At 74.2% G+C, this 19,623-nt stretch carries 14 protein-coding genes, 1 tRNA gene and 1 pseudogene; 12 read left to right on the plus strand and 4 right to left on the minus strand.

Annotation, left to right across the window (positions count from 1 at the left end):
• Positions 1–16 precede the first annotated feature (16 nt).
• The 5 genes from BLW43_RS07590 (at position 17) to BLW43_RS07610 (ending at position 8,100) form a co-directional block, all read left to right on the plus strand.
• Positions 17–93: transfer RNA gene (locus tag BLW43_RS07590), tRNA-His, on the plus strand.
• A 130-nt stretch (positions 94–223) separates the two neighbouring features.
• Positions 224–1,603 carry a tetratricopeptide repeat protein gene (locus BLW43_RS07595; RefSeq protein ID WP_093251222.1) on the plus strand — a complete coding sequence of 460 codons (1,380 nt, stop codon included), beginning with the start codon at positions 224–226 and terminating at the stop codon, positions 1,601–1,603.
• Between the two features lie 11 nt (positions 1,604–1,614).
• Positions 1,615–4,884 (plus strand): FecR domain-containing protein, encoded by a 3,270-nt coding sequence (locus BLW43_RS07600; RefSeq protein WP_139284009.1) that lies wholly within the window; start codon positions 1,615–1,617, stop codon positions 4,882–4,884.
• A complete protein-coding gene (locus BLW43_RS07605) occupies positions 4,881–7,115 on the plus strand; it encodes an adenylate/guanylate cyclase domain-containing protein (protein ID WP_093251228.1) in 2,235 nt (744 codons plus the stop codon). Before BLW43_RS07600 ends, BLW43_RS07605 begins: the two co-directional genes overlap by 4 nt.
• Positions 7,116–7,431: 316 nt before the next feature.
• Entirely contained in the window at positions 7,432–8,100 is a 669-nt protein-coding gene (locus tag BLW43_RS07610) for a Crp/Fnr family transcriptional regulator (protein WP_093251230.1), read from the plus strand.
• 20 nt (positions 8,101–8,120) lie between these two features.
• Here the strand turns inward: BLW43_RS07610 and BLW43_RS07615 are convergent, their stop codons facing one another.
• Positions 8,121–9,101 (minus strand): NADPH:quinone oxidoreductase family protein, encoded by a 981-nt coding sequence (locus BLW43_RS07615; protein WP_093251233.1) that lies wholly within the window; start codon positions 9,099–9,101, stop codon positions 8,121–8,123.
• Between the two features lie 129 nt (positions 9,102–9,230).
• Here BLW43_RS07615 and BLW43_RS07620 point away from each other — a divergent pair, with 129 nt between their 5' ends.
• Complete coding sequence (locus BLW43_RS07620; protein WP_093251235.1) at positions 9,231–10,037, plus strand: cyclase family protein; 807 nt, start codon at positions 9,231–9,233, stop codon at positions 10,035–10,037.
• Positions 10,038–10,074: 37 nt separating this feature from the next.
• Here the strand turns inward: BLW43_RS07620 and BLW43_RS07625 are convergent, their stop codons facing one another.
• From BLW43_RS07625 to pheT, 3 genes are all read right to left on the minus strand, one after another.
• A complete protein-coding gene (locus tag BLW43_RS07625; RefSeq protein ID WP_093251238.1) occupies positions 10,075–11,073 on the minus strand; it encodes a DUF533 domain-containing protein in 999 nt (332 codons plus the stop codon).
• A gap of 80 nt (positions 11,074–11,153) precedes the next feature.
• Positions 11,154–12,020 (minus strand): N-acetylmuramidase domain-containing protein, encoded by an 867-nt coding sequence (locus BLW43_RS07630; RefSeq protein WP_093251240.1) that lies wholly within the window; start codon positions 12,018–12,020, stop codon positions 11,154–11,156.
• Positions 12,021–12,156: 136 nt separating this feature from the next.
• On the minus strand, positions 12,157–14,577 hold the full coding sequence (pheT, locus tag BLW43_RS07635; RefSeq protein ID WP_093251654.1) for a phenylalanine--tRNA ligase subunit beta: 2,421 nt from the start codon (positions 14,575–14,577) through the stop codon (positions 12,157–12,159).
• 278 nt (positions 14,578–14,855) lie between these two features.
• Between pheT and rplU the strand changes: the two are divergent.
• The 6 genes and pseudogenes from rplU to BLW43_RS07665 form a co-directional block, all read left to right on the plus strand.
• Positions 14,856–15,203, plus strand: a pseudogene (gene rplU / locus BLW43_RS07640) (50S ribosomal protein L21); the annotation flags it as partial.
• 6 nt (positions 15,204–15,209) lie between these two features.
• A complete protein-coding gene (rpmA, locus tag BLW43_RS07645) occupies positions 15,210–15,479 on the plus strand; it encodes a 50S ribosomal protein L27 (protein WP_093251245.1) in 270 nt (89 codons plus the stop codon).
• Positions 15,480–15,558: 79 nt separating this feature from the next.
• Positions 15,559–16,086 carry a GNAT family N-acetyltransferase gene (locus BLW43_RS07650; RefSeq protein ID WP_093251248.1) on the plus strand — a complete coding sequence of 176 codons (528 nt, stop codon included), beginning with the start codon at positions 15,559–15,561 and terminating at the stop codon, positions 16,084–16,086.
• A gap of 9 nt (positions 16,087–16,095) precedes the next feature.
• Positions 16,096–17,151 (plus strand): GTPase ObgE, encoded by a 1,056-nt coding sequence (obgE, locus tag BLW43_RS07655; protein ID WP_093251250.1) that lies wholly within the window; start codon positions 16,096–16,098, stop codon positions 17,149–17,151.
• A complete protein-coding gene (gene proB, locus BLW43_RS07660) occupies positions 17,139–18,278 on the plus strand; it encodes a glutamate 5-kinase (RefSeq protein WP_093251253.1) in 1,140 nt (379 codons plus the stop codon). Before obgE ends, proB begins: the two co-directional genes overlap by 13 nt.
• A 17-nt stretch (positions 18,279–18,295) precedes the next feature.
• Complete coding sequence (locus BLW43_RS07665) at positions 18,296–19,567, plus strand: glutamate-5-semialdehyde dehydrogenase (protein WP_093251255.1); 1,272 nt, start codon at positions 18,296–18,298, stop codon at positions 19,565–19,567.
• The last annotated feature ends 56 nt before the right edge of the window (positions 19,568–19,623 follow it).

A 19,623-nucleotide genomic window follows, 5' to 3' on the forward strand; every position in this document is an offset into this window, starting at 1 on the left:
TATCTCCACCGCCGTCGCCGCCTTAGCTCAGTTGGTTAGAGCGCTAGATTGTGGATCTAGAGGTCCCCCGTTCGAGCCGGGGAGGCGGTACCATCTCGCCCTCATGTCGCTTCGAAACTCCCCACCGCCCCATCCGCGACTGCGCGGCTTCAGCCGAAGCGCGCGGCGCGGCGCGTCCGCGACGGGGGGGCGCCGATGTGCTTCGAGGCGGGGGGCGCGGCGCATGACGCCGGCGGTGAAACGGATGCGGCTCCTGGCGGCGCTGGCGATCGCGCTGGCCATCTTCGGAGCCGCGCCTGCACGGGCCCAGCCGGCGGCGGAGGCCACCGGCGCCGCCGCGACCCGCGAGGCGCTGACCGCGCGTCAGAGCGCGCTGTTCGACCTGATGCTCGACGCGCCGACCGATCTTGAACTGATGTTCGAGTACGCCGCCGCGTCAATGCGGCTGGAGGACTACGAAGCGGCCATCGCCACGCTGGAGCGGATGCTGATCTTCGAGCCCGACCTGCCGCGGGTGAAGCTGGAGCTGGGCGTCGCCTATTTCCGGCTCGGCTCCTACGCGGTGGCGCGGTTCTACTTCGAGGAGGCGCTGGCCGGCGGCGCGCCGGCGGCGGTCGCGGCGCGCGTCGCGCCCTTTCTCGACGCGATCGCGCAACGCACGCGGCGCGACAGGGTCAGCGGCTTCGTCGCCGCCGGACCGATCTACAGCACCAACGCGACGCTGGGGCCGACCGACCGCGAGATCAGGTCGGAGTTCTTCCCCGGCGGCGTCGCTACGCTCGACGAGACGGCGGTCGGACGGGCTGACGCAGGCGGGCGGCTGGTGGCGCTGCTGTCCTGGTCGCGCGACCTTCAGGGCGCGGCGGAGGCCGACTGGCTGACGACCGCGCTCTATTCCGGCCTGCGCTACCGCAGGGAGGACGCCGGCGAGTTCGACGCGGTGGAGATCACGACCGGGCCGAACCTGTCGCTCGCCGCGCGCGCCTTCGGCCCAAGGGCGCGGCCCTTCGCGCAGGCCGGCTTCGTGCGGGCGGCCGGGGCGCCGCTCTACGTCCAGGGCGGCGGCGGGGTCGAGTACACCGACACCCTGAGCCGAGAGACGTCGGTCTTCGCCACGATATCCGGCCAGTATCGCGATTTCGGGCGCGAGCAGATCGGCTTCGACGGCGTCTACGGCCTCGCGACCGCGGGGGCCGTCCACGCCCTGTCTCCCGCGACGAGCCTCCGCGGCGCGGTTCTGGCGCAGACCGACCGGACGCAGGAGGACTATCGCGCCAACACCGAGTTCGGCGTGCGGCTGACGCTTCAGCACGAATTCGCGGCGCCCGGCTTCGTCGCCGAGACGTTCCCCGAGGTCGGCCCCTGGCGCGCGAGCCTCTTCGCCCAGGGGTCGCTGCGCCTGTTCGACGCGCCGGACCCGGCCGTGGACGCGGACCTCGCGCGGCGGGACCGCGACTCGCGCCTCGGCCTTCGCCTGCTGGCGCCGCTGGATCGAAAGGTCGCGGTGGCGGTCGACGCCTCATGGTTCCGGAGAAGCTCCAACATCCCCAATTACGAACTGGACAACGTTGAGATAGGCTTCTCCATAATCCGCTCTTTCTGAAGGTGGCGTTCATGCCGCGTCGCGGTCATCCCAGTCGGCTTGCATCGCGCGCGGCGCTGGCCGTCGCGCTGTCGGCGGCCCAGTTCGCCGCGCAGCCCGACCCCGCGATTGCGCAGGGCGGGCGGTCCATCGGCTCGGTCGCGGCCGCCAACGCCGACATCGTAGGAACGCCGCCCGAAGCGGAGACCCGGCGACTGCTGCCGGGCACCGGCCTCATCCAGGACGAGCGGATCGAGACGTCCAGCCTCGGCGCCGGCCAGTTCCTGTTTCTCGACCAGACCGCCCTCTCGGTCTGGCCGAACAGCCGCATCGTTCTTGATCGCTACGTCTACGACCCAGATCGACGGGCCGGAGAGATCGCCGTCACCGTGACGCAGGGCGTGCTGCGCTTCATCGGCGGTCGCATCAGCAAGACCTCGGACGTCGAGATCCGCACGCCGAACGCCGTCGTCTCCGTGCGGGGCGGCATGGCGCAGATCGAGGTCACGCCCGAGGGCACCCGCGCCATGCACATCGCAGGCGAGTACACACGGATCGGCGGCGTGACGCTGAGCCGTTCCTCGGCGACGGCGGTGGTCCGCACCGGCGAGACGCAGGCGGTGTTCGAGGGCGTCGGCGACGGCGCGGCGGTGAGCCGCATGTATGGCGGCAAGCTGGGCGAGGGCGACGGGGGCGCGGCGCAGGGCGTCACCGCGTCAGATGTCGAGCAGATCGTCGCGCAGAGCGGCGTGGCGGCGCTCGGTTCGGGGGATCTCGCGGCGACCTCCGCCGCGCCGGTCTCCACCCTCGGTCGGCGGGCGCCGGAAACCCGCGAGAGCGGCGAGATCATCGCCTCGAAGGGCTCCGCCCAGGCCGTCCTGGCCAACTCCGCCGCCCCGGCGACGCCAGAGCGGGCGGCCGAAGCCCCGTCGCCGCCGAACCCGTCGCCGCCAGTGCCTTCGCCGCCAACCCCGTCACCGCCAGTTCCGTCACCGCCAGTTCCGTCGCCGCCAACCCCGTCGCCGCCAACCCCGTCGCCGCCGGCCTCGGCGCCGCCGCTGGAGCCGAAGCCAAACCCGGCGCCGTCGCCAAAGCCTGCGCCCGAGCCGACGCCCGAGCCGGCGCCGACGCCGCCTCAGCAGCCGGGCGCGCAGCCGACGCCGGAGCCCCAGCCCGAATCCCGGCCGGAACCGCAGCCGGAGCCGCAGCCCACGCCCGGACCGCAACCGGAACCCGCGCCCCAACCGCAGCCCGACCCCGAGCCCCAGGCTGACCCCGAACCGCAGCCCGGCCCCTCCCCGACGCCGCCGCGCACGCTCTCGTTCTCCGGCGCGTTCTTCTGGACCGGCGACGCGGGCTTCACGGACGCTGCGGGCAGAGCGGTCGCGGCGCCCGCCCGCAACGGTCTGGTCGCCCGCCCCGGCGGCGGGGTCCGCTTCACGAACTTCATCGGCGCTCCCGAGGGAGGCGAGCCGAGCGGCGTGACGGCTGAGACGCCTGGCGGGGGGGGCGTCGAGATTCCCCAGATCGCGGGTCTCGTTCGTGGGGAACAGGTCCGCGACGCGCGCGCGGGCGCCTTCGTCAGGTTCGCGGATCCCGGCGTCTTCTCGCTCGACGGCTTTCGCGCCACGGACTCGGGCGAGCCGCTCCTGACGCTCGCCTTCTTCGGCGCGCCGACGCCCCGCGCGGACTGGGCGGGAACCTCCGGGGACGGCGTGCAGACCCGGCGCTACGCGCTCTCGTCCGACCTCCTGCGGGACCGCGTCGCGCCCGGCCCGGCCGACGTCGCGGACATCCCCGGCGCCGCGCCGACGCTGATCTTCGTGGGCGAACGCGGCGCGCCCGCGATCAGGGATCCCGCCGAGGGGCTCGGCGCGTCGAGCCCCACCGCCAGCGTCTGGATGCTGGGGCAGTTCGTCCTTGAGGGCGAAGGCGCGGCGCAGCGGAGCGCCCTCGCCGTCATGACCGCCCCGGCCGGGCCGAACGCGGCCGGCCTGCCGGACGTAGCGGGCCGGGCGCTGCTCTTCACGCGGCTCGACGCCGCGGACGCGCCGGGCTTCGGCGCGATCCCCTTCGCGGCGCTCGACCCCGGCGACGGCTCGACGACCTTCGGCGAGGGCGGCGCGCATTTCGTTCTCGGGCAGGGCTCGCCGGAAACCACGATCGAGGCGGCGACCTTCGAGCAGTGGTCGAACGCCGCTCCCCTCGACGCCGTCTTCGGCGACGTCAGGCTCGCCACGCTCGCCGAGACGCGCGTGGTCGCCGCCGATGCGCGGATCGCCCTCGCCGCGCCGATCGCGGCGACCGACCTCGCGGCGACCGCGGCCCCGGGGCTGGACGCGGCGCTGACGGGCGGCTTCGCGGCGGCGCACGGGACGTCCTTCAGGGGCTTCGAACCGGCCGGCGCGCAGGTCGGCCGCCCCTATCTCGTCGCGACGGGCGCGCCGACCGACGTCGTCCTCGGCTTTGACCCCGCGCGCAACGCGGTCGCGGCGGAGTTCGGCGGGCTCCACGCGACGCGCGGCGACGCACGCATCGACGACGCGCGTCTCGTCTTCGGCGGCGCCGGCGCCAGCGCCATGAGGGACGACCGCACGTTCGCCGCGTCGACGCCGGCCGGCGCCGCCGGCCTGCTGACCGGAGGCGCCCTCTCGGCGGACGGCGTCGAGCCGCCAGCCCGGCCCGACGCCCAGGGGCGCCAGCAGGCGTTCAGCGGCGCGCTGGCCTCCTCGGGCCTCGTCGGCGACGGCGGACTGCTCGACGCCAGCCGGTCGGCGCCGGAGCACCTTCGCTGGGGATGGTGGGCGGGCGAGCTGGACGTCGGCGCGGACGATCCGACGGCGCCCGTCGCCGCCGAGCGCGAAAGGCTGCACGCCGGAAGCTGGGTGGCGGGCGTCCTGTCCGATCTCGCCGACGTCAGGGCGGCGACGCATTCCGCGCGCTACGATGGCTTGGCGCTGGGCCATGTGGTCGAACCGGGCGCGGGCGCGGCCTATGTCGAGGGCGGGTCCTATCGGCTGCAGTATGATTTCGGCGCGCGCGTCGGCAAGGCGCACATCAGCGGCATCCTCGACCAGACCTTCATCTCCGTCGTCACCGAGGCCGGCGGAACCGTGGGCGCGCATTACGGCGGCGCGTTCACGAACGTCGCGAACGGCGGCTCCGGACGGCTCGACGGCGCATTCTTCACCGCCGGCGACGACCCGACCGCGGCGACCGCCGGGCGCTTCAGCCTGACTGCGACGACGCCGGCGGGCGCGGCGGCCGAAGTGACGGGCATCTTCGGCGCCGACAGGCGGTGAGCGACGACGCGCGCGGGCGGGGCTGGAGCAGGGCGCGTGGCGGCTGGACGCGCAGGGCGCGGCGCAACTGGCCGCAGGCCGTCGCCTTCGTCTGCATCCTCGGCGCCGCTCTCGCTTCCCAGGCGGCGCAGGGCTCGCGGCTGAGCGCCCTGGGCAACCTCATGGCCGACGCCTTCCAGCGCGCGGCGCCGCGCCCCTACGACCCGGAGATCCCGGTGCGGGTGGTGGCCGTCGACGCGGCTTCCCTCGCCGTCTACGGGCAGTGGCCATGGCCGCGCACCTACGTCGCGGAGTTGATCGAACGGCTGCGGGCGCTGGGCGCGGCGTCGATCGCCTTCGACATCCTGTTCGCAGAGCCCGACCGCACCTCGCCCGAGCGGGCCGAGGCGCAGGCCCGCCTGTTCGACGCGCGCCGGGCGCCGGTCGAGCCGCCGACCGGCGACACCGCGCATGACGCCCATCTCGCGCGGGTGATCGCGCAGGGCGGCGTCGCGCTCGCCGCCCTGCCGTCGGGCGAGGCGGGCGCGACGCGGCTCTTCGAGCGCAAGTACGGCTTCGTGGTCGCCGGTTCGGACCCGTCCGCCGCGCTGCCGCGCCATCCCGGGATCGAGGGGCCCCTGCCGATCCTGAGTCGCGCCGCCGCCGGCTTCGGCCTCGGCGGCGTCGGCGTCGGCGAAAGCGCGGTGGCGCGCCGCGCGCAGATGTATGCGGTCGTGGAGGCGGAGGAAGGCCCGGTGATCGCGCCGGCGCTGGCGCTGGAGGCGCTGCGGCTGGCGCAGGGCGCAGGCGGGCACTTCCTGCGCATGAGCGACGGCTCCGCCGGCGGCGACGCCTCGGCGGCGCCCGCGCTGCTCGACGCGCGCGTGGGCGCGGTCTCCATTCCGCTCTCGCCGGACGGGGCGATGTGGCTGCGCTACGCCGGGCCCAGGCCGGAGCGCATCGTCTCCGCCGCCGACATCCTCGCAGGCCCCGCGCCGGACCCCGCGCTCGCCGCGCGCATCGGCGGCCGGATCGTGCTCGTCGGAGCCACCGCGCCGGGCCTCGCGCGGCTTGTGGAGACGCCGCTGGGGACGGCGGTGGACAGCGTCATCGTGCAGGCGGAGGCGCTGGAGCAGGCGCTCGGCGGCGGCGTGCTGCGTCGGCCCGACTGGAGCCGGGGCGTGGAGCGCCTGGCGCTGGTCGCCGCCTGCCTCGCGACGCTCCTCGCCGCCGCGTCGGGTTCCGCGCTCGTCGGCGCGCTGGCGCTCGCCGGGGCCCTGACGGCGCTGTTCGGCGGCGCCTGGGTCGCGTTCACGCGCTACGACCTCCTGCTGAGCCCGGTTCACCCCGCGCTCGCCGCCGCCGCGCAATACGCCGCGCTGACCGCGCTCACCGTCGCGCGCAGCCGGCGCGAGAGCGGCGCGGTGCGCGCGCAGTTCGCCCGCTTCGTCGCGCCCGAAGTCGTCGCGGAGCTGACCGAAGACCCCGAGAGCCGCCTCGCGGCCCGCGGCGTCGAACGGGAGCTGACGGTGATGTTCTGCGACGCGCGCGGCTTCGCCGGGCTCTCCGAAACCCTGCCGACCGACCGGCTGATCCCCTATCTCAACAGGGTGCTCGCGGCCGTCAGCGAGGAGGTGCTCGCCCATGGCGGCACGGTGGACAAGTACATCGGCGACTGCGTCATGGCGTTCTGGAACGCGCCGCTGCCCGCGGCGGACCACGCCGACCGCGCGCTGCGCGCGATGTTCGCGATACGCGCCGCGCAGGAGCGGCTGAACGCCGAATTCGCCGCGCAGGGCCTGCCGCCGCTCACGCTCGGGGTCGGCGTCAACACCGGAGTCTGCAGCGTGGGGCTGATGGGCGGGCCGCGGCGGCTGGAGTACTCCTGCGTCGGCGACGCGGTGAACGTCGCGTCGCGCCTTCAGGACCTCACGAAGGACTACGGCGCGTGGAATCTCGTCGGCGAGGCCACCTTCCGCGCCGCACGCGGCTGGCGCGGCGTCGCGCTGGACGTCGCAGCCATTCGCGGCCGCGCCCGCCCCGAACGCATCTGGACGGTGGCGGGCCCCGAGGACGGCGCGCCCCGGCCGGATCTCGACGCGCTTCAGGCCGCGCTGGACGCCGCGGCGCGCGCGCGCGCGCAGGGCGGCGATCTGGACGCGGCGCTCGATCGGGTCGAGAGCGCGGCGAGCGCGGATGTGGACGTCGTGCGGCTGCGCCGGGCGCTGGGCGGTCGGGCCGGGTCCGCCTGAAGGGCCGGGCGGCCGAAGCCGAAACGGCGCGCCCCTCTCCGCCGCCGATGCGCAAGGTGGTGCGCGGCCCCGATGGAACTCGGGTCGGGGCCGCGCCGCACGCAACGCGGACGCAACTATCGCATGGTGGAACGCCCTCGCCGCTTCGGCCCTGGAGCAAAGGACTGAGCCTTCGGCCCGGAGCGTCAACTTGCGGCTTTGGGGTTCCAAAGAGCCTCGGTATGAACGCGACATGAGCGCAGATTCGCACAGGCGGATGTGGTGAAAGCCACAATGCCGCAAAAGCGCCGTTCGACGCAGGAAGCCGGGGCGGGAAGTGAGCTATTTCGATCTGATCGCCGCGCTTGAACCCGATGATCTCGCCGCGCTGCGCGAGCGCCTCGTCGAGCGCGACTACCGGCGCGGGGTGGAGATGATCTCCTACCGTGATCGCAGCCGCTCGCTCCTCGTCCTGCTCACGGGATATGCGCGGGTGGTGATCCATGGCGCGGACGGGCGGATGGTCGACTACCACGAGGCCGGGCCTGGCGCCGCCTTCGGCGAGATCGCCGCCATCGACGGCCTTGCCCGGTCCGCCAGCGTCGTCGCGGCGACGGACGTGCGGGCCGGACTGCTGCGCCTTGAGGACTTCGAGACGCTGATGGCGCGGCCCGGTTTCTCGAAGGCCATCCTGCTGCGTCTCACCGGGCAGGTCCGCAGCATGATCGAGCGCATCCACGAGTACTCGACGATGCTGGTGCGCGACAGGCTCATCCGCGAGCTGCTCCGCATGGCCGCCGACAGCGGCGAAGGCGACGCGGCGGTGATCGGCCGGCCGCCGACGCATTTCGATCTTGCGGCTCGGATCAGCAGCCACCGCGAAGCGGTCTCGCGCGAGATGAGCCGCCTCGCCAAGGAGGGGCTCGTGAAGCGCGAGGGGCGGACGCTCGCGATCCCCTCCCGCGAGCGGCTGGAGGACGAGATGACCGCGCCGCCGGAGGCGTGACGGGCCCCTCGCCGCCGGCCCTATTCCGATACGCGCACCACGACCTTGCCGGAGGCCGCCCGGGCGCGCAGCAGGTCGAGCCCCGCCTCGGCCTGCTCCAGCGGCAGGACATGCGAGACATGGGGCCGGATGCGCCCCTTCTCCCACCAGTCGAGCAGCGTGCGGAAGCTCTCCGCCAGCACGTGGGGGGCGCGTCGATAATAGGCGCCCCAGTAGAGCCCCAGCACGTCGACGTTCTTCACCATGACGATGTTCGCCGGGATCTGGGGAACCTCGCCGCTGGCGAAGCCGATCGGCAGCAGCCGCGCCCCGAAATTCGCCGCCCGCATCGCCTCGCGCCACAGCGCCCCGCCGACGGGGTCATACACGACGTCGGCGCCGCCCAGCGCCTTCACGGCGTCGCGCAGGCCCTCGGGGTCGGCGTCGATCAGGTGGTCGGCGCCGCGGGACCGCGCGGCCTCGGCCTTGGCCGCGCCGGCCTCGCCAGCCCAGTTGGCGCAGGCGATCACCTCCGCGCCCATCAGCTTGCCGATCTCGATGGCGGTCAGACCCACCCCTCCCCCGGCGCCGAGCACCAGCAGCCGCTCGCCTGGCCGCATCCGCGCCTTGTGGTCGAGCGCGACGTGGCTGGTGCCGTAGGCGACCTGAAGTGCGGCGGCGGTCGCGTCGTCCATCGCCGCCGGCGCCGCCACGCATGTCGCCGCCGGCGCCGTCGCATAGTCGGCCAGCCCGCCGGCGCCGCAGAGCGCCGCGACCCGGGCGCCGACTTCCGGGCCGGCGGCCCCCGCCCCCAGCGCGACGATCTCGCCGCAGATCTCCAGCCCCGGCGTCAGCGGGAAGTCCGGCGTCTCCTGATAGGTTCCCTTCACCATCAGCGTGTCGGCGAAGTTCAGCCCGCAGGCCCGCACCCGGATCAGCGCCTCGCCCGGCCCCGGCTGCGGCGTCGCGACCTCGTCGAGGCGCAGCGCCGCGCCCTTCTCCGCCGCCCGCATCGCCCGCATCGCGCCCTCCCCAAGCCGGTTCCGGCCCTTCGACTATCGCACGCCGCCCGCGCCGTGAAGCGGGAGGGCGATGACGGCCGGGTTCGTCGGCGCTAGGCTCACGGGGCGTCAAGTCGCAGGAGAACCCCGATGTGCATGCCCGGAACCCATGAAGCCGTCCACGCCCGCCTCAGCCGCCGCGGCTTCTTCGCCGCCGGCGTCGCCGCCGCCACCGCCGCCGCGACGATCGCCGTGCGCCCGTCGCAGGCGCAGGGCGGCGGCCGGCTGTTCGACCTGACCCACACCGCCGCGCCCGGCTTTCCCGGCTATTCGCCCGACTGGGGCATCGTAATAGAGAAGGTCGCCAGCTTCGCGGAGAGCGGCTTCAACATGAACCGCTGGACCGTGGTGGAGCATTTCGCGACGCATCTCGACGCGCCGATCCACTTCTCCGAGGACGGGATGACGGCCGACCGGATACCGGTCGAGCAGTTGATGTGCCCGCTCGCGATATTCGACATCGCCGCCCGCGCCGCAGAGGACGCCGAGACCAGCGTGACGCCCGACGACATCGAGGCGTGGGAGGGGCGCAACGGCCCCGTCCCCGCCGGCGGCTGCGCCGCGATGCATTCCGGCTGGGAGGCCCGGCTGGGCGGCGAAGGCTACCGCAACGCCGGCGAGGACGGCGTGATGCGCTTCCCCGGCTTCCACCCGGAGGCCGCCGCGATGCTGATGGAGCGTGGCGCGGTGGGCATGGCTGTCGACACGCTGTCGCTCGACGTGGGCTCGTCGAGCACCTTCGACACGCATTACCGCTGGCTGCCCTCGGGGCGCTGGGGGCTCGAGAACGTCGCGAGCCTCGGCGCGCTGCCGGAGGCGGGCGCGACGATCATCGTCGGCGCGCCCAAGGTCGCCGGTTCCACCGGCGGCATGAGCCGGGTCTTCGCGCTGGTCTGACGACGGCCCGGAGGAGCGCCCGGAGGAGCGCCCCGGCCTAGACCGGCGGCGCGCCCGTCATGGCGTGCAGGTGCGCCACGGCGCCGCGGTCGAGGCGGAGGGCCGCGGCGAGTTCGCGCAGATAGGCGCGCTCGGCCTCGGTGTCGATCTCCACCGCGGCGATGGAGGCGGCGTAGATCTGAGCCGCCTGGACCGGCGTGCGCGCCGCCGCGGCGAGCCCCGCCACGTCGACCGGCCGGGCGATCTCGGCGTTGATGAAATCGACCTCCTCCTGGGTCGCGCCGTCCTTGCCCACCTCAGCCGTGAGCCGGCGGACCTCCTCGGCGTCGAGCTTGCCGTCGGCCTTCGCGGCCGAGGCCATCGCCCTGAGCACCAGTCGGGCGGCGTCCGCGTCGACCACGGCGGCGGCCTCCTCCGGCGCCAGCCGGGCCGCCGGCGCCGCGGCGGCGCCGCCGCCTTCGCGCAGCGCGCTGAGCGCCATGCCCGCCAGCATCAGCAGCGCCGAGCCGCCCGCCCCGCCTCGGGCGGCGCCGCCGCCGCCGAGCAGCGACCCCAGAACATCCGCCAGCCCACCGCCGGCCGAGCCGCCGCCGGACGGCGCGGCGCCGCGCGCAGCGCCACCTGCGAGTTGCCCGAGCAGATCGCCCAGGCCTCCTCCCGCGCCGCCGCCTCCCGTAAGCTGGCCGAGAAGGTCGCCGAGACCGCCGCCCTGCGGCGCGTCGCCCATGCCGGGGGATCGCGGCGCCGCCTGCCGCTGCACGCCCGGCGACGCCCGGCCGAGATCGCCCATCGCGTCGATCGACGCCCCCGGGCCACCCCGGCCGGCCGGCGCGCCGCCGCCCGTCATCTGCGCGAGAAGATCGCCGAGGCCGCCCTGGCCGCCGCCGCTTCCGGCGCCGCCCGCGCCGCCGAGCAGCGCGCCGAGGATGTCCTCGACGCCCGAGCCGGCCTGCGCGCCGCCCGAACGGATTCGGCTCTGCGCTGGTCCCACGCCGCCGTTCTGCAGCAGGGAACCGAGAATCTCAGCGAATGCCATGGCGATGCTCCACGCGGCGACTGTCCGCGCGATGATACTCGGTATCCGCGTCAATCAAAGCGGTTAGTCGACGCGCGGCGTCAGCTATCGACGCTCACATCGCCCCCCGACCCGGCGCCGGCGGGGTCGAGCGACGCCCAGGTGTCGGGCCCCGCAACGCCGTCGCGGGCCAGCCCCGCCGCCTCCTGCGCGCGGCGCACGGCCGCCTCGGTGCGCGGGCCGTACACGCCGTCCACCCTGACGTCGTATCCGAGCCGGCGCAGCGCGTGCTGCAGCGCCTCGACCTGCGGCCCGATGGCGCCGGGCCGGAGCAGGGCGCCGCTGACCGACCGCGCTGCGCGCGCGCCCGTCGTTTCCGGCTCGCGCGACGCCCACCGCGCATAGGCGCGCGCCATCCGGCCGGCGTAGTCGTTGCGGTCGTGCAGCGGGCCGTTGTAGCCGCGGGCGAACGCGGTCCAGTCGCGCGCCTTCAGCGCCGCCGAAAGGCCGCGGCGCTGGATGAAGCGCAGCATCAGATCCGTCTGCCCCTTCACGCCGCTGCAGCACTCGGCGGCGAGCGCCTCGGCGCTCTCGTAGTCGAGCCAGCGCGCGTTCTCGCCAAGAACCTGCCCGACGCCCCAGGAGCACGCGGCGTAAGCCGCCTCCGGGTCGATGCTCTTCGCCCGGTCCAGCAGCGCATAGCGGCCCTGCTGGCTCCGCGGGTTCGCGAACTGCCCCCATCGCGGCGAGGCGAGGCCGCTCGCCACGGCGCCGGGCCTGAGCGCCGGCTTCAACTGCCGGTGGAACACATGAAACTCGTAGCGGATCGGCGGCGCCATGCGCCCGTCGATGTCGAGCAGCGCGGCGCCGCCGCTTTCGACTTCGGCGACGGCGAGCAGCGCGGCGGGATCGAGCCCCCATTCCGCGGCCACGTCGCGCATCTCGTTCTCGACCGCCTGCTGAAACATGGCTTCGCCCCTCGGAGCCCGATCTGCCGAGACACTACCCGCATCCGCCTCCGAAAGTGTAAAAATTGCCGAAATTTATTCAATCATGGCCAGATTTTGACAATAGTGGCGGCCCGAGCGAAGCACTGCCGTGGCTTCAACCCCGCATTACGCCGCCGGTCGTCTGTTCGACGGCGGCGATGATCCGCGCCGAGATCGCCTCGATCTCGGCGTCGGTCATGGTGCGCTCACGCGGTTGAAGCCTGACGGTGATCGCGACGGATTTCCGCCCGGCGCCGAACTGAGCCTCCGCCGCCGCGCCCGTGAACACGTCGAAAACCTGGGCGTCCGAGATCAGTTTCCTGTCGGTCCCGCGCGCGGCGCGCAGCAGGCTCGCCGCCTCGACGTCGGCAGCGACGACGAAGGCGAAGTCGCGATCGACCGCCTGCAGGTCCGAAGCATCCAGCGCCGGCCGCGTGGCGAGACGCGCGCGCGGCGCGGGCGTGCGGTCGAGATAGGCCTCGAACGCGACGACGGCCCCCGAGACCTCCATCGCCTCCGCGACGCGTGGGTGCAGTTCGCCGAACACGGCGAGGATCTCCCGGCCCTGCTTCAGCGCGCCCGACCGGCCCGGATGGAGCCAGCCCGGCGCCTCGCGCGTGATCTGGAGCCTGTCGGGCGCGACGCCGCAGGCCGAGAGCGCCGCCTCGGCGTCGGCGCGGGCGTCCCACAGATCGACCTTGCGGCGCTCGCCGGTCCAGCCCCGGGGCGCGGCGAAGCCGGCGCGCAGGCCCGCCGCCACCGTCTCCTGCTCGCCCGGCTCAGGGCCGGAGAAGGCGGGGCCGGTCTCGAACAAAGCCGCCGCGTCCGCCCCGCGCGCCTGGTTGCGCGCCGCAGCCGCCAGCAGGCCGGGCAGCGGCGAGGGCCGCATGTGCGACATCGCCGAACTGATCGGGTTGTCGAGCGCCATCTCCGGGCCGCCGCCGCCGAACAGCGCCGCCTCCGCCTGGGCGACGAACGCGTAGCCGACGCATTCCGAGAGCCCGGCGGCTGCGAGCCGCCGCCGCACCGCCCGCACCCGCCGCAGCGGGTGGCTCAGGCGCGGCGCGGCGTCGCCGCGCGGCAGCGGCGTCGCCTGCAGCGCCGACAGCGAGGCGACGCGGGCGATCTCCTCCACCAGATCCGCCTCCCCGCGCACGTCGGGCCGCCAGCTCGGCGGCGCCGCGACGAGTCCCTCGCCGGTCTGCTCGACCTCGAAGCCGAGCGCGCGCAGCGCGTCCGCCTGCCGCTCGGGCGCCACGTCCATGCCGACGAGCCGGCGCACGCGGTCCGCCCGCAGGGCGTAGCGGCGCGACTGGTCCGGCGGCGAACCCGCCGCGAAGATTTCCGAGGCCTCGCCGCCGCACATCTCGAGAATCAGCGCCGTGGCGCGCTCGATCCCCTCACGCGCGCTCTCGGGGTCGACGCCGCGCTCGAAGCGGTAGCGCGCGTCGGAGGATATCTTCAGCCGGCGCCCCGTCGCCGCGGTCAGTACGGGATCGAACCACGCCGCCTCGATCAGCACGTCGGTCGTGGCCTCGTCGCAGCCGGTGCCCTCGCCGCCCATCACGCCGCCGATGCTGACCGGGCCGCTCTCGTCGGCGATGACGGTGGCGCCTTCGAGGGCGTAGCTCTTGCCGTCGAGCGCCTCCAGCGTCTCTCCCGCGCGGCCCAGCCGCACCGTCAGCCCGCCCTTCAGCTTGCTTGCGTCGAAGACGTGCAGCGGCCGCGCGCGGTCGAAGGTCAGCAGGTTGGTCACGTCCACCAGCGCCGAGATCGGCCTCAGCCCGATGGCGCGCAGCTTCTTCTGCAGCCACGCCGGCGACGGGCCGTTGCGCACGCCGCGCACCATGCGCGCGAGAAACAGCGGGCAGGCGCCGCCGGCGACGTCCTCGGCCAGCGTCACCGCCACCGGGCAGGGATAGCCGCCTGGAACCGGCGGCGTCGCAGGCGTGACGAGCCGGCCGACGCCGCGCGCCGCCAGATCGCGCGCCACGCCCGAGACGCCCAGCGCGTCGGGCCGGTTCGGCGTGACGGCGATCTCGATGACGGGATCGTTCGCACCCACATAGTCGATGTAGCGCGCCCCGAGCGGCGCGTCGGCGGGCAGGTCGATGACGCCGTCATGGTCGTCCGACAGCATCAGCTCGCGCTCGCTGCACAGCATCCCGTTGGAGGCCTCGCCGCGGATCACGCCGGGCTTCAGGTCGACGCCGGTGCCCGGGATGTGCAGGCCGGGCCGGGCGAAGACGCCGATGAGCCCGGTGCGCGCGTTCGGCGCGCCGCAGACCACCTGCACCTCCTCCATTCGGCCGCCGGGGCCGTCGGGCCAGGTCTCGACGCGGCAGAGGCGCAGCTTGTCGGCGTTGGGGTGAGGCAGGGCCTCGATCACGCGCGCGATGGTGAATGCGCCGAGCGTCGCCGCGGGGTCCTCGACGCCCTCCAGCTCCAGCCCGAGATCGGTCAGCGCGTCGGTGATCTCGCCGAGCGCGGCGTCGGTCTCCAGATGCTCCTTGAGCCAGCCCAGCGTGAATTTCATGGCGCGCATCCCGTTCTGCCGTCCCGCAGGCGCCTCTTAAGCCATCGCGGCGGCCCGCGCCAACAGGGCCGCGGACGCGGCGCGCGGCGGCTCCGGCGCCTTGACATGGCGGCCCCGCGCGAGCATACGACCCGCTTGTTGAACGGCGCGCTCCGACGCGTCGTCTTTAGGCATCGCTCCGCAAGGGGCGCGCTGTCCGAGGGCCGCTCCACAGGGGCGGGAAAGTGGGCCTTTGGGCTCCCCCGCAGGGCGCGGATGAACATGGGGATGCGCGCGCGATGTTCGCGGTGATCAAGACTGGCGGCAAGCAATACAGGGTTGCGGCCGAAGACGTGCTGACGATCGAGAAGCTCGAGGCCGAGGCCGGCGCCGAGGTGCGCTTCGACGAGGTGCTGATGATCGTCGACGGCGAGGCCGTGACGGTCGGTGCGCCGCGCGTCGACGGCGCCGGCGTGCGTGCCGAGGTGGTCGAGCAGACCAAGGGGCCGAAGGTGATCTCCACCAAGAAGCGCCGCCGCAAGCACTCCTCCATGACGCGCAAGGGCCATCGCCAGAAGCTGACCCAAGTGCGCATCCTCGAAATCCTTTCCGGCGGCGCAGCTCCCGCCGCGACGACTGCGGAGGCCTGATCCATGGCGCACAAGAAGGCGGGCGGCTCCTCCCGCAACGGGCGCGACAGCGCCGGGCGGCGACTGGGCGTCAAGAAGTTCGGCGGCGAGGCCGTCATCTCCGGCAACATCATCGTCCGCCAGCGCGGCACCAAGATGTGGCCGGGCCGCAATGTCGGGCTGGGCAAGGATCACACGATCTTCGCCACCAGCGACGGCGCGGTGAAGTTCCACAAGGGGATCAAGGGGCGCATGTTCGTGTCCGTGCTCCCGGCGGCCGAGGCCGCCGAGTAGGCCACACGGGCTGCGACCCTTCCCCGAGACGCGAGGGGGTCGGCCTGCGGGCCGGCCCCTTTTTCGTGCGAGACGCGCCATGCGAGACAGGATCGAGACGCCAAGGCTGACGCTGCGCCGCCTGCGCGGCGACGACGCCGGCGCACTCTCGGCGCTGGCCGACGACGCCGGCGTGGCGCGGATGCTGACGCGGATGCCCCACCCCTGCCCGCCCGAGGCCACCGCGGCCTACATCAGGGGGTGCGAGGGCGAGCCGTGGGTCTATTGCGTGACCCTGGCGGAGGCGCCGATCGGCGCCGTCGCCGTCGAGGCGCGGCTCGGCTACTGGATCGGGCGGCCCTACTGGGGCAGGGGCTACGCCTTCGAGGCGGCGAGCGCGCTGGTGGACGCGTGGTTCACGGCGAGCGACACGCCGCTCGAGACCGGCGTGTTCGCCGATAACCCCGCGTCGCGGCGCATCCTCGCGCGGCTCGGCTTCCGTGAGACCGGGCGCAGGCTGCAGGCGAGCCTCGGCCGCCCCGAACCCGACGACTACATCACCATGCGGCTCGACGGCGACGACTGGCGCGCCGCGCGCCGCATCGACCGCGCCGAGCAGGAAGAGTAAAGAAGACGTATGAAGTTCCTCGATCTCGCCCGCGTCAACATCCGCTCCGGCGCCGGCGGCCCCGGCTGCGTCAGCTTTCGGCGTGAGAAGTTCATCGAGTTCGGCGGGCCCGACGGAGGCGACGGCGGGCGCGGCGGCGATGTCTGGATCGAGGCGGTCGACGGACTCAACACGCTGATCGACTTCCGCTATCGCCAGCACTTCTTCGCCCGCAACGGCGAGCACGGCATGGGCCGCCAGCGCACCGGCAAGAACGCCGAGGACGTTGTGCTGCGCGTGCCCGCCGGCACCGAAGTGCTCGACGAGGACGAGGAGACGGTGATCGCCGACCTCGCGAAAGTCGGCGACCGGGCGCTGCTGGCTGAGGGCGGCAATGGCGGCTGGGGCAACCTGCGCTTCAAGTCCTCGACCAATCAGGCCCCGCGCCGCGCCAACCCCGGTCAGCCCGCGGTGGAGCGCACCATCTGGCTGCGGCTGAAGCTGATCGCCGACGCCGGGCTGCTCGGCCTGCCCAACGCGGGCAAGTCGACCTTCCTCGCCACGGTCTCCAACGCCCGCCCCAAGATCGCCGACTACCCGTTCACGACGCTCACGCCCAATCTCGGCGTCGCGGGCGTGGACGACGCCGAGCTGGTGATCGCCGACATCCCCGGTCTGATCGAGGGCGCCAGCGAGGGCCGCGGCCTCGGCGACCAGTTCCTCGCCCATATCGAGCGCTGCGGCGCGCTCCTGCATCTGGTCGACGCCACGTCGGAGGACGTGGTCGAGGACTGGCGCGTGATCGTCGACGAGCTCGACGCCTACGGCGCCGGCCTTGCGGAGAAGCCGCGCCTTACCGCGCTCAGCAAGACCGACGCGCTCGACGCCGACGCGCTCGCCGAGCGGCGCAAGGCGCTGGCCAAGGCGCTGAAAGCGGAGGGGCTGGCGCCGCCGCTGCTGCTCTCCTCCGCCAGCGGCGCCGGCGTGCGCGAGGCGCTCCAGGCGCTGCGCCGCATGGTCGAGGCCGGCCGCGCCGCGCCGCTAGAAGCTGAGCCGGAGGGCGAGGACGCGCCATGGACGCCCTGAGCGCCGCCACGGTCGCCCGCCCCGGCCTCGCCGACGCAAGGCGCGTCGTCGTCAAGATCGGCTCGGCGCTGCTGGTCGACCGCGAGACCGGCGGCCTGCGCCGCGCGTGGCTCGACGGGCTCGCCGCCGACCTCGCCGACCTCGCCGCGCGCGGAACCGAAGTGCTCGTCGTCTCCTCCGGCGCCATCGCGCTGGGCCGCCGGGCGCTGGGGCTGCGGCGCGGCCCGCTGCCGCTGGAGGAGGCGCAGGCGGCCGCGGCGGTCGGCCAGATCCGCCTCGCCCAGGCCTATGTCGAGGCGCTGGCGCCGTTCTCCATCACTGCGGCGCAGGTGCTTCTGACGCTGGACGACACCCAGGACCGGCGGCGCTACCTCAATGCGCGCGCGACGCTCAAGACCCTGACGGGGCTCGGCGTGATCCCGGTCATCAACGAGAACGACACGGTCGCCACCGACGAGATCCGCTACGGCGACAACGACCGTCTCGCCGCCCGGGTCGCGCTGATGGCCGGCGCCGACGCGCTGGCGCTGCTGTCGGACATCGACGGGCTCTACACCGCCAACCCGCGCGACGACGCGACGGCGCGCCGGCTCGACCTCGTGCCCGAGATCACGCCCGAGATCGAGGCGATGGCGGGCGCGGCGGGCGAGGACGCCAAGGGCGGCATGGTGACGAAGCTGCTCGCCGCCAAGACAGCGGTGAAGGGCGGCTGCGCCATGGTCATCGCCCGCGGCGCCGTGGACCGTCCGCTCAAGGCGCTCGCCGAGGGCGCGCCCTGCACATGGTTCCCGGCGGCGGCGAGCCCGGCGGCGGCGCGAAAACAGTGGATCGCGGCGATGAAGCCGGCCGGAAGGCTCGTGGTCGACGCCGGGGCCGCGGTCGCGCTGCGCGCCGGGCGGTCGCTGCTGCCGGCGGGCGTGCGCGCGGTCGAGGGCGCGTTCGGCCGGGGCGACCCGGTGGAGATCGTCACGGAGGCGGGTCAGCCGCTCGGGGCGGCGCTCGCCGGCTACGCCGCCGACGAGGCCGCGCGCATCGTCGGCCGGCGCTCGGGCGAGATCGCGGCGGTGCTGGGCTATCCCGGCCGCTCGGCGATGGCCCACCGCGACGACATGGTGCTTTGGCGATAGGGCGGGAGAGGGCTGGCATGGACGGCGACGCGCACGACATCACCGCGCAGATGCGCTCGATCGGGGCCGCCGCGCGCGACGCGGCGGCGGCGCTCGCCTGCGCCGGCGCCGAGGCGCGGCGCGGCGCGCTCGAAGCCGCGGCCGACGCCATCGAGGCGCGCGCGCCGGAAATCCTCGCCGCCAACGCGCAAGACATGGCGGCGGCCGAGGCCCGCGGGCTGACGGCGGCGATGCTGGACCGGCTCAGGCTCGACGAGGCCCGCCTGCGCGGCGTCGCCGAGGGCGTGCGCGCCGTGGCGGCCCAGAGCGACCCCGTGGGCGAGGTGATCGCCGACTGGACGCGCCCGAACGGCCTGCGCATCCGCCGGGTGCGCCAGCCCATCGGCGTCATCGGCGTGATCTATGAGAGCCGCCCCAACGTCACGGCCGACGCGGCGGCGCTGTGCCTGAAATCGGGCAACGCCGCGATCCTGCGCGGCGGATCGGAGAGCTTCCACTCCTCCGGCGCCCTGCTCGACTGCGTCGCCGAAGGGCTCCGGGTCGCGGGCCTGCCCGAAGCCTGCGTTCAGCGCGCACCCACGACCGACCGCGCCGCGGTCGGTGCGATGCTTGGCGAGATGACCGAGTTCATCGACGTCGTGGTGCCCCGCGGCGGCCGCAGCCTCGTGGAGCGGGTGCAGCGCGAGGCGCGGGTGCCGGTCTTCGCGCATCTGGAGGGCATCTGCCACGTCTACCTCGACGCCGCGGCGGACCGCGAGAAGGCGCTGCGCGTGACGCTCAACGCCAAGACCCGCCGCACCGGGGTCTGCGGCGCGGCCGAGTGTCTGCTGATCGACGGCGCCGCGCCAGGCCTCGGCGCCGAAGTCCTCGACGCGTTGATCGACGCCGGCGTTGAAGTCCGTGGTTGCGCGGCGACACGCGCGCTGGCGCCGCGCGCTAAGACGGCGGCGGCGGACGACTACGGTCGCGAGTTCCTCGACATGATCATCGCCGCGCGGGTGGTGGACGGCGTCGAGGGCGCCATCGCTCACATCCGCCGCTACGGGTCCAGCCACACCGAGGCGATCCTGACCGAGGACGACGCAGCGGCGGCGCGATTCTTCGAGAGACTGGACAGCGCCATCCTGATGCGAAACGCCTCGACGCAGTTCGCCGACGGCGGCGAGTTCGGCATGGGCGCTGAAATCGGGATAGCGACCGGGAAGCTGCATGCGAGGGGGCCGGTCGGCGCCGAGCAGCTCACCACGTTCCGGTATCTGGTGGAGGGCGACGGGCTGGTGAGACCGTAGTCCGGCTGTGTCGGGTCACATCGCGCGCGTCGAGATCCCGCGCACGTTAAGCAATA

Origin of the sequence: Rubrimonas cliftonensis, assembly GCF_900107585.1 — a bacterium.
GTDB lineage: Bacteria > Pseudomonadota > Alphaproteobacteria > Rhodobacterales > Rhodobacteraceae > Rubrimonas > Rubrimonas cliftonensis.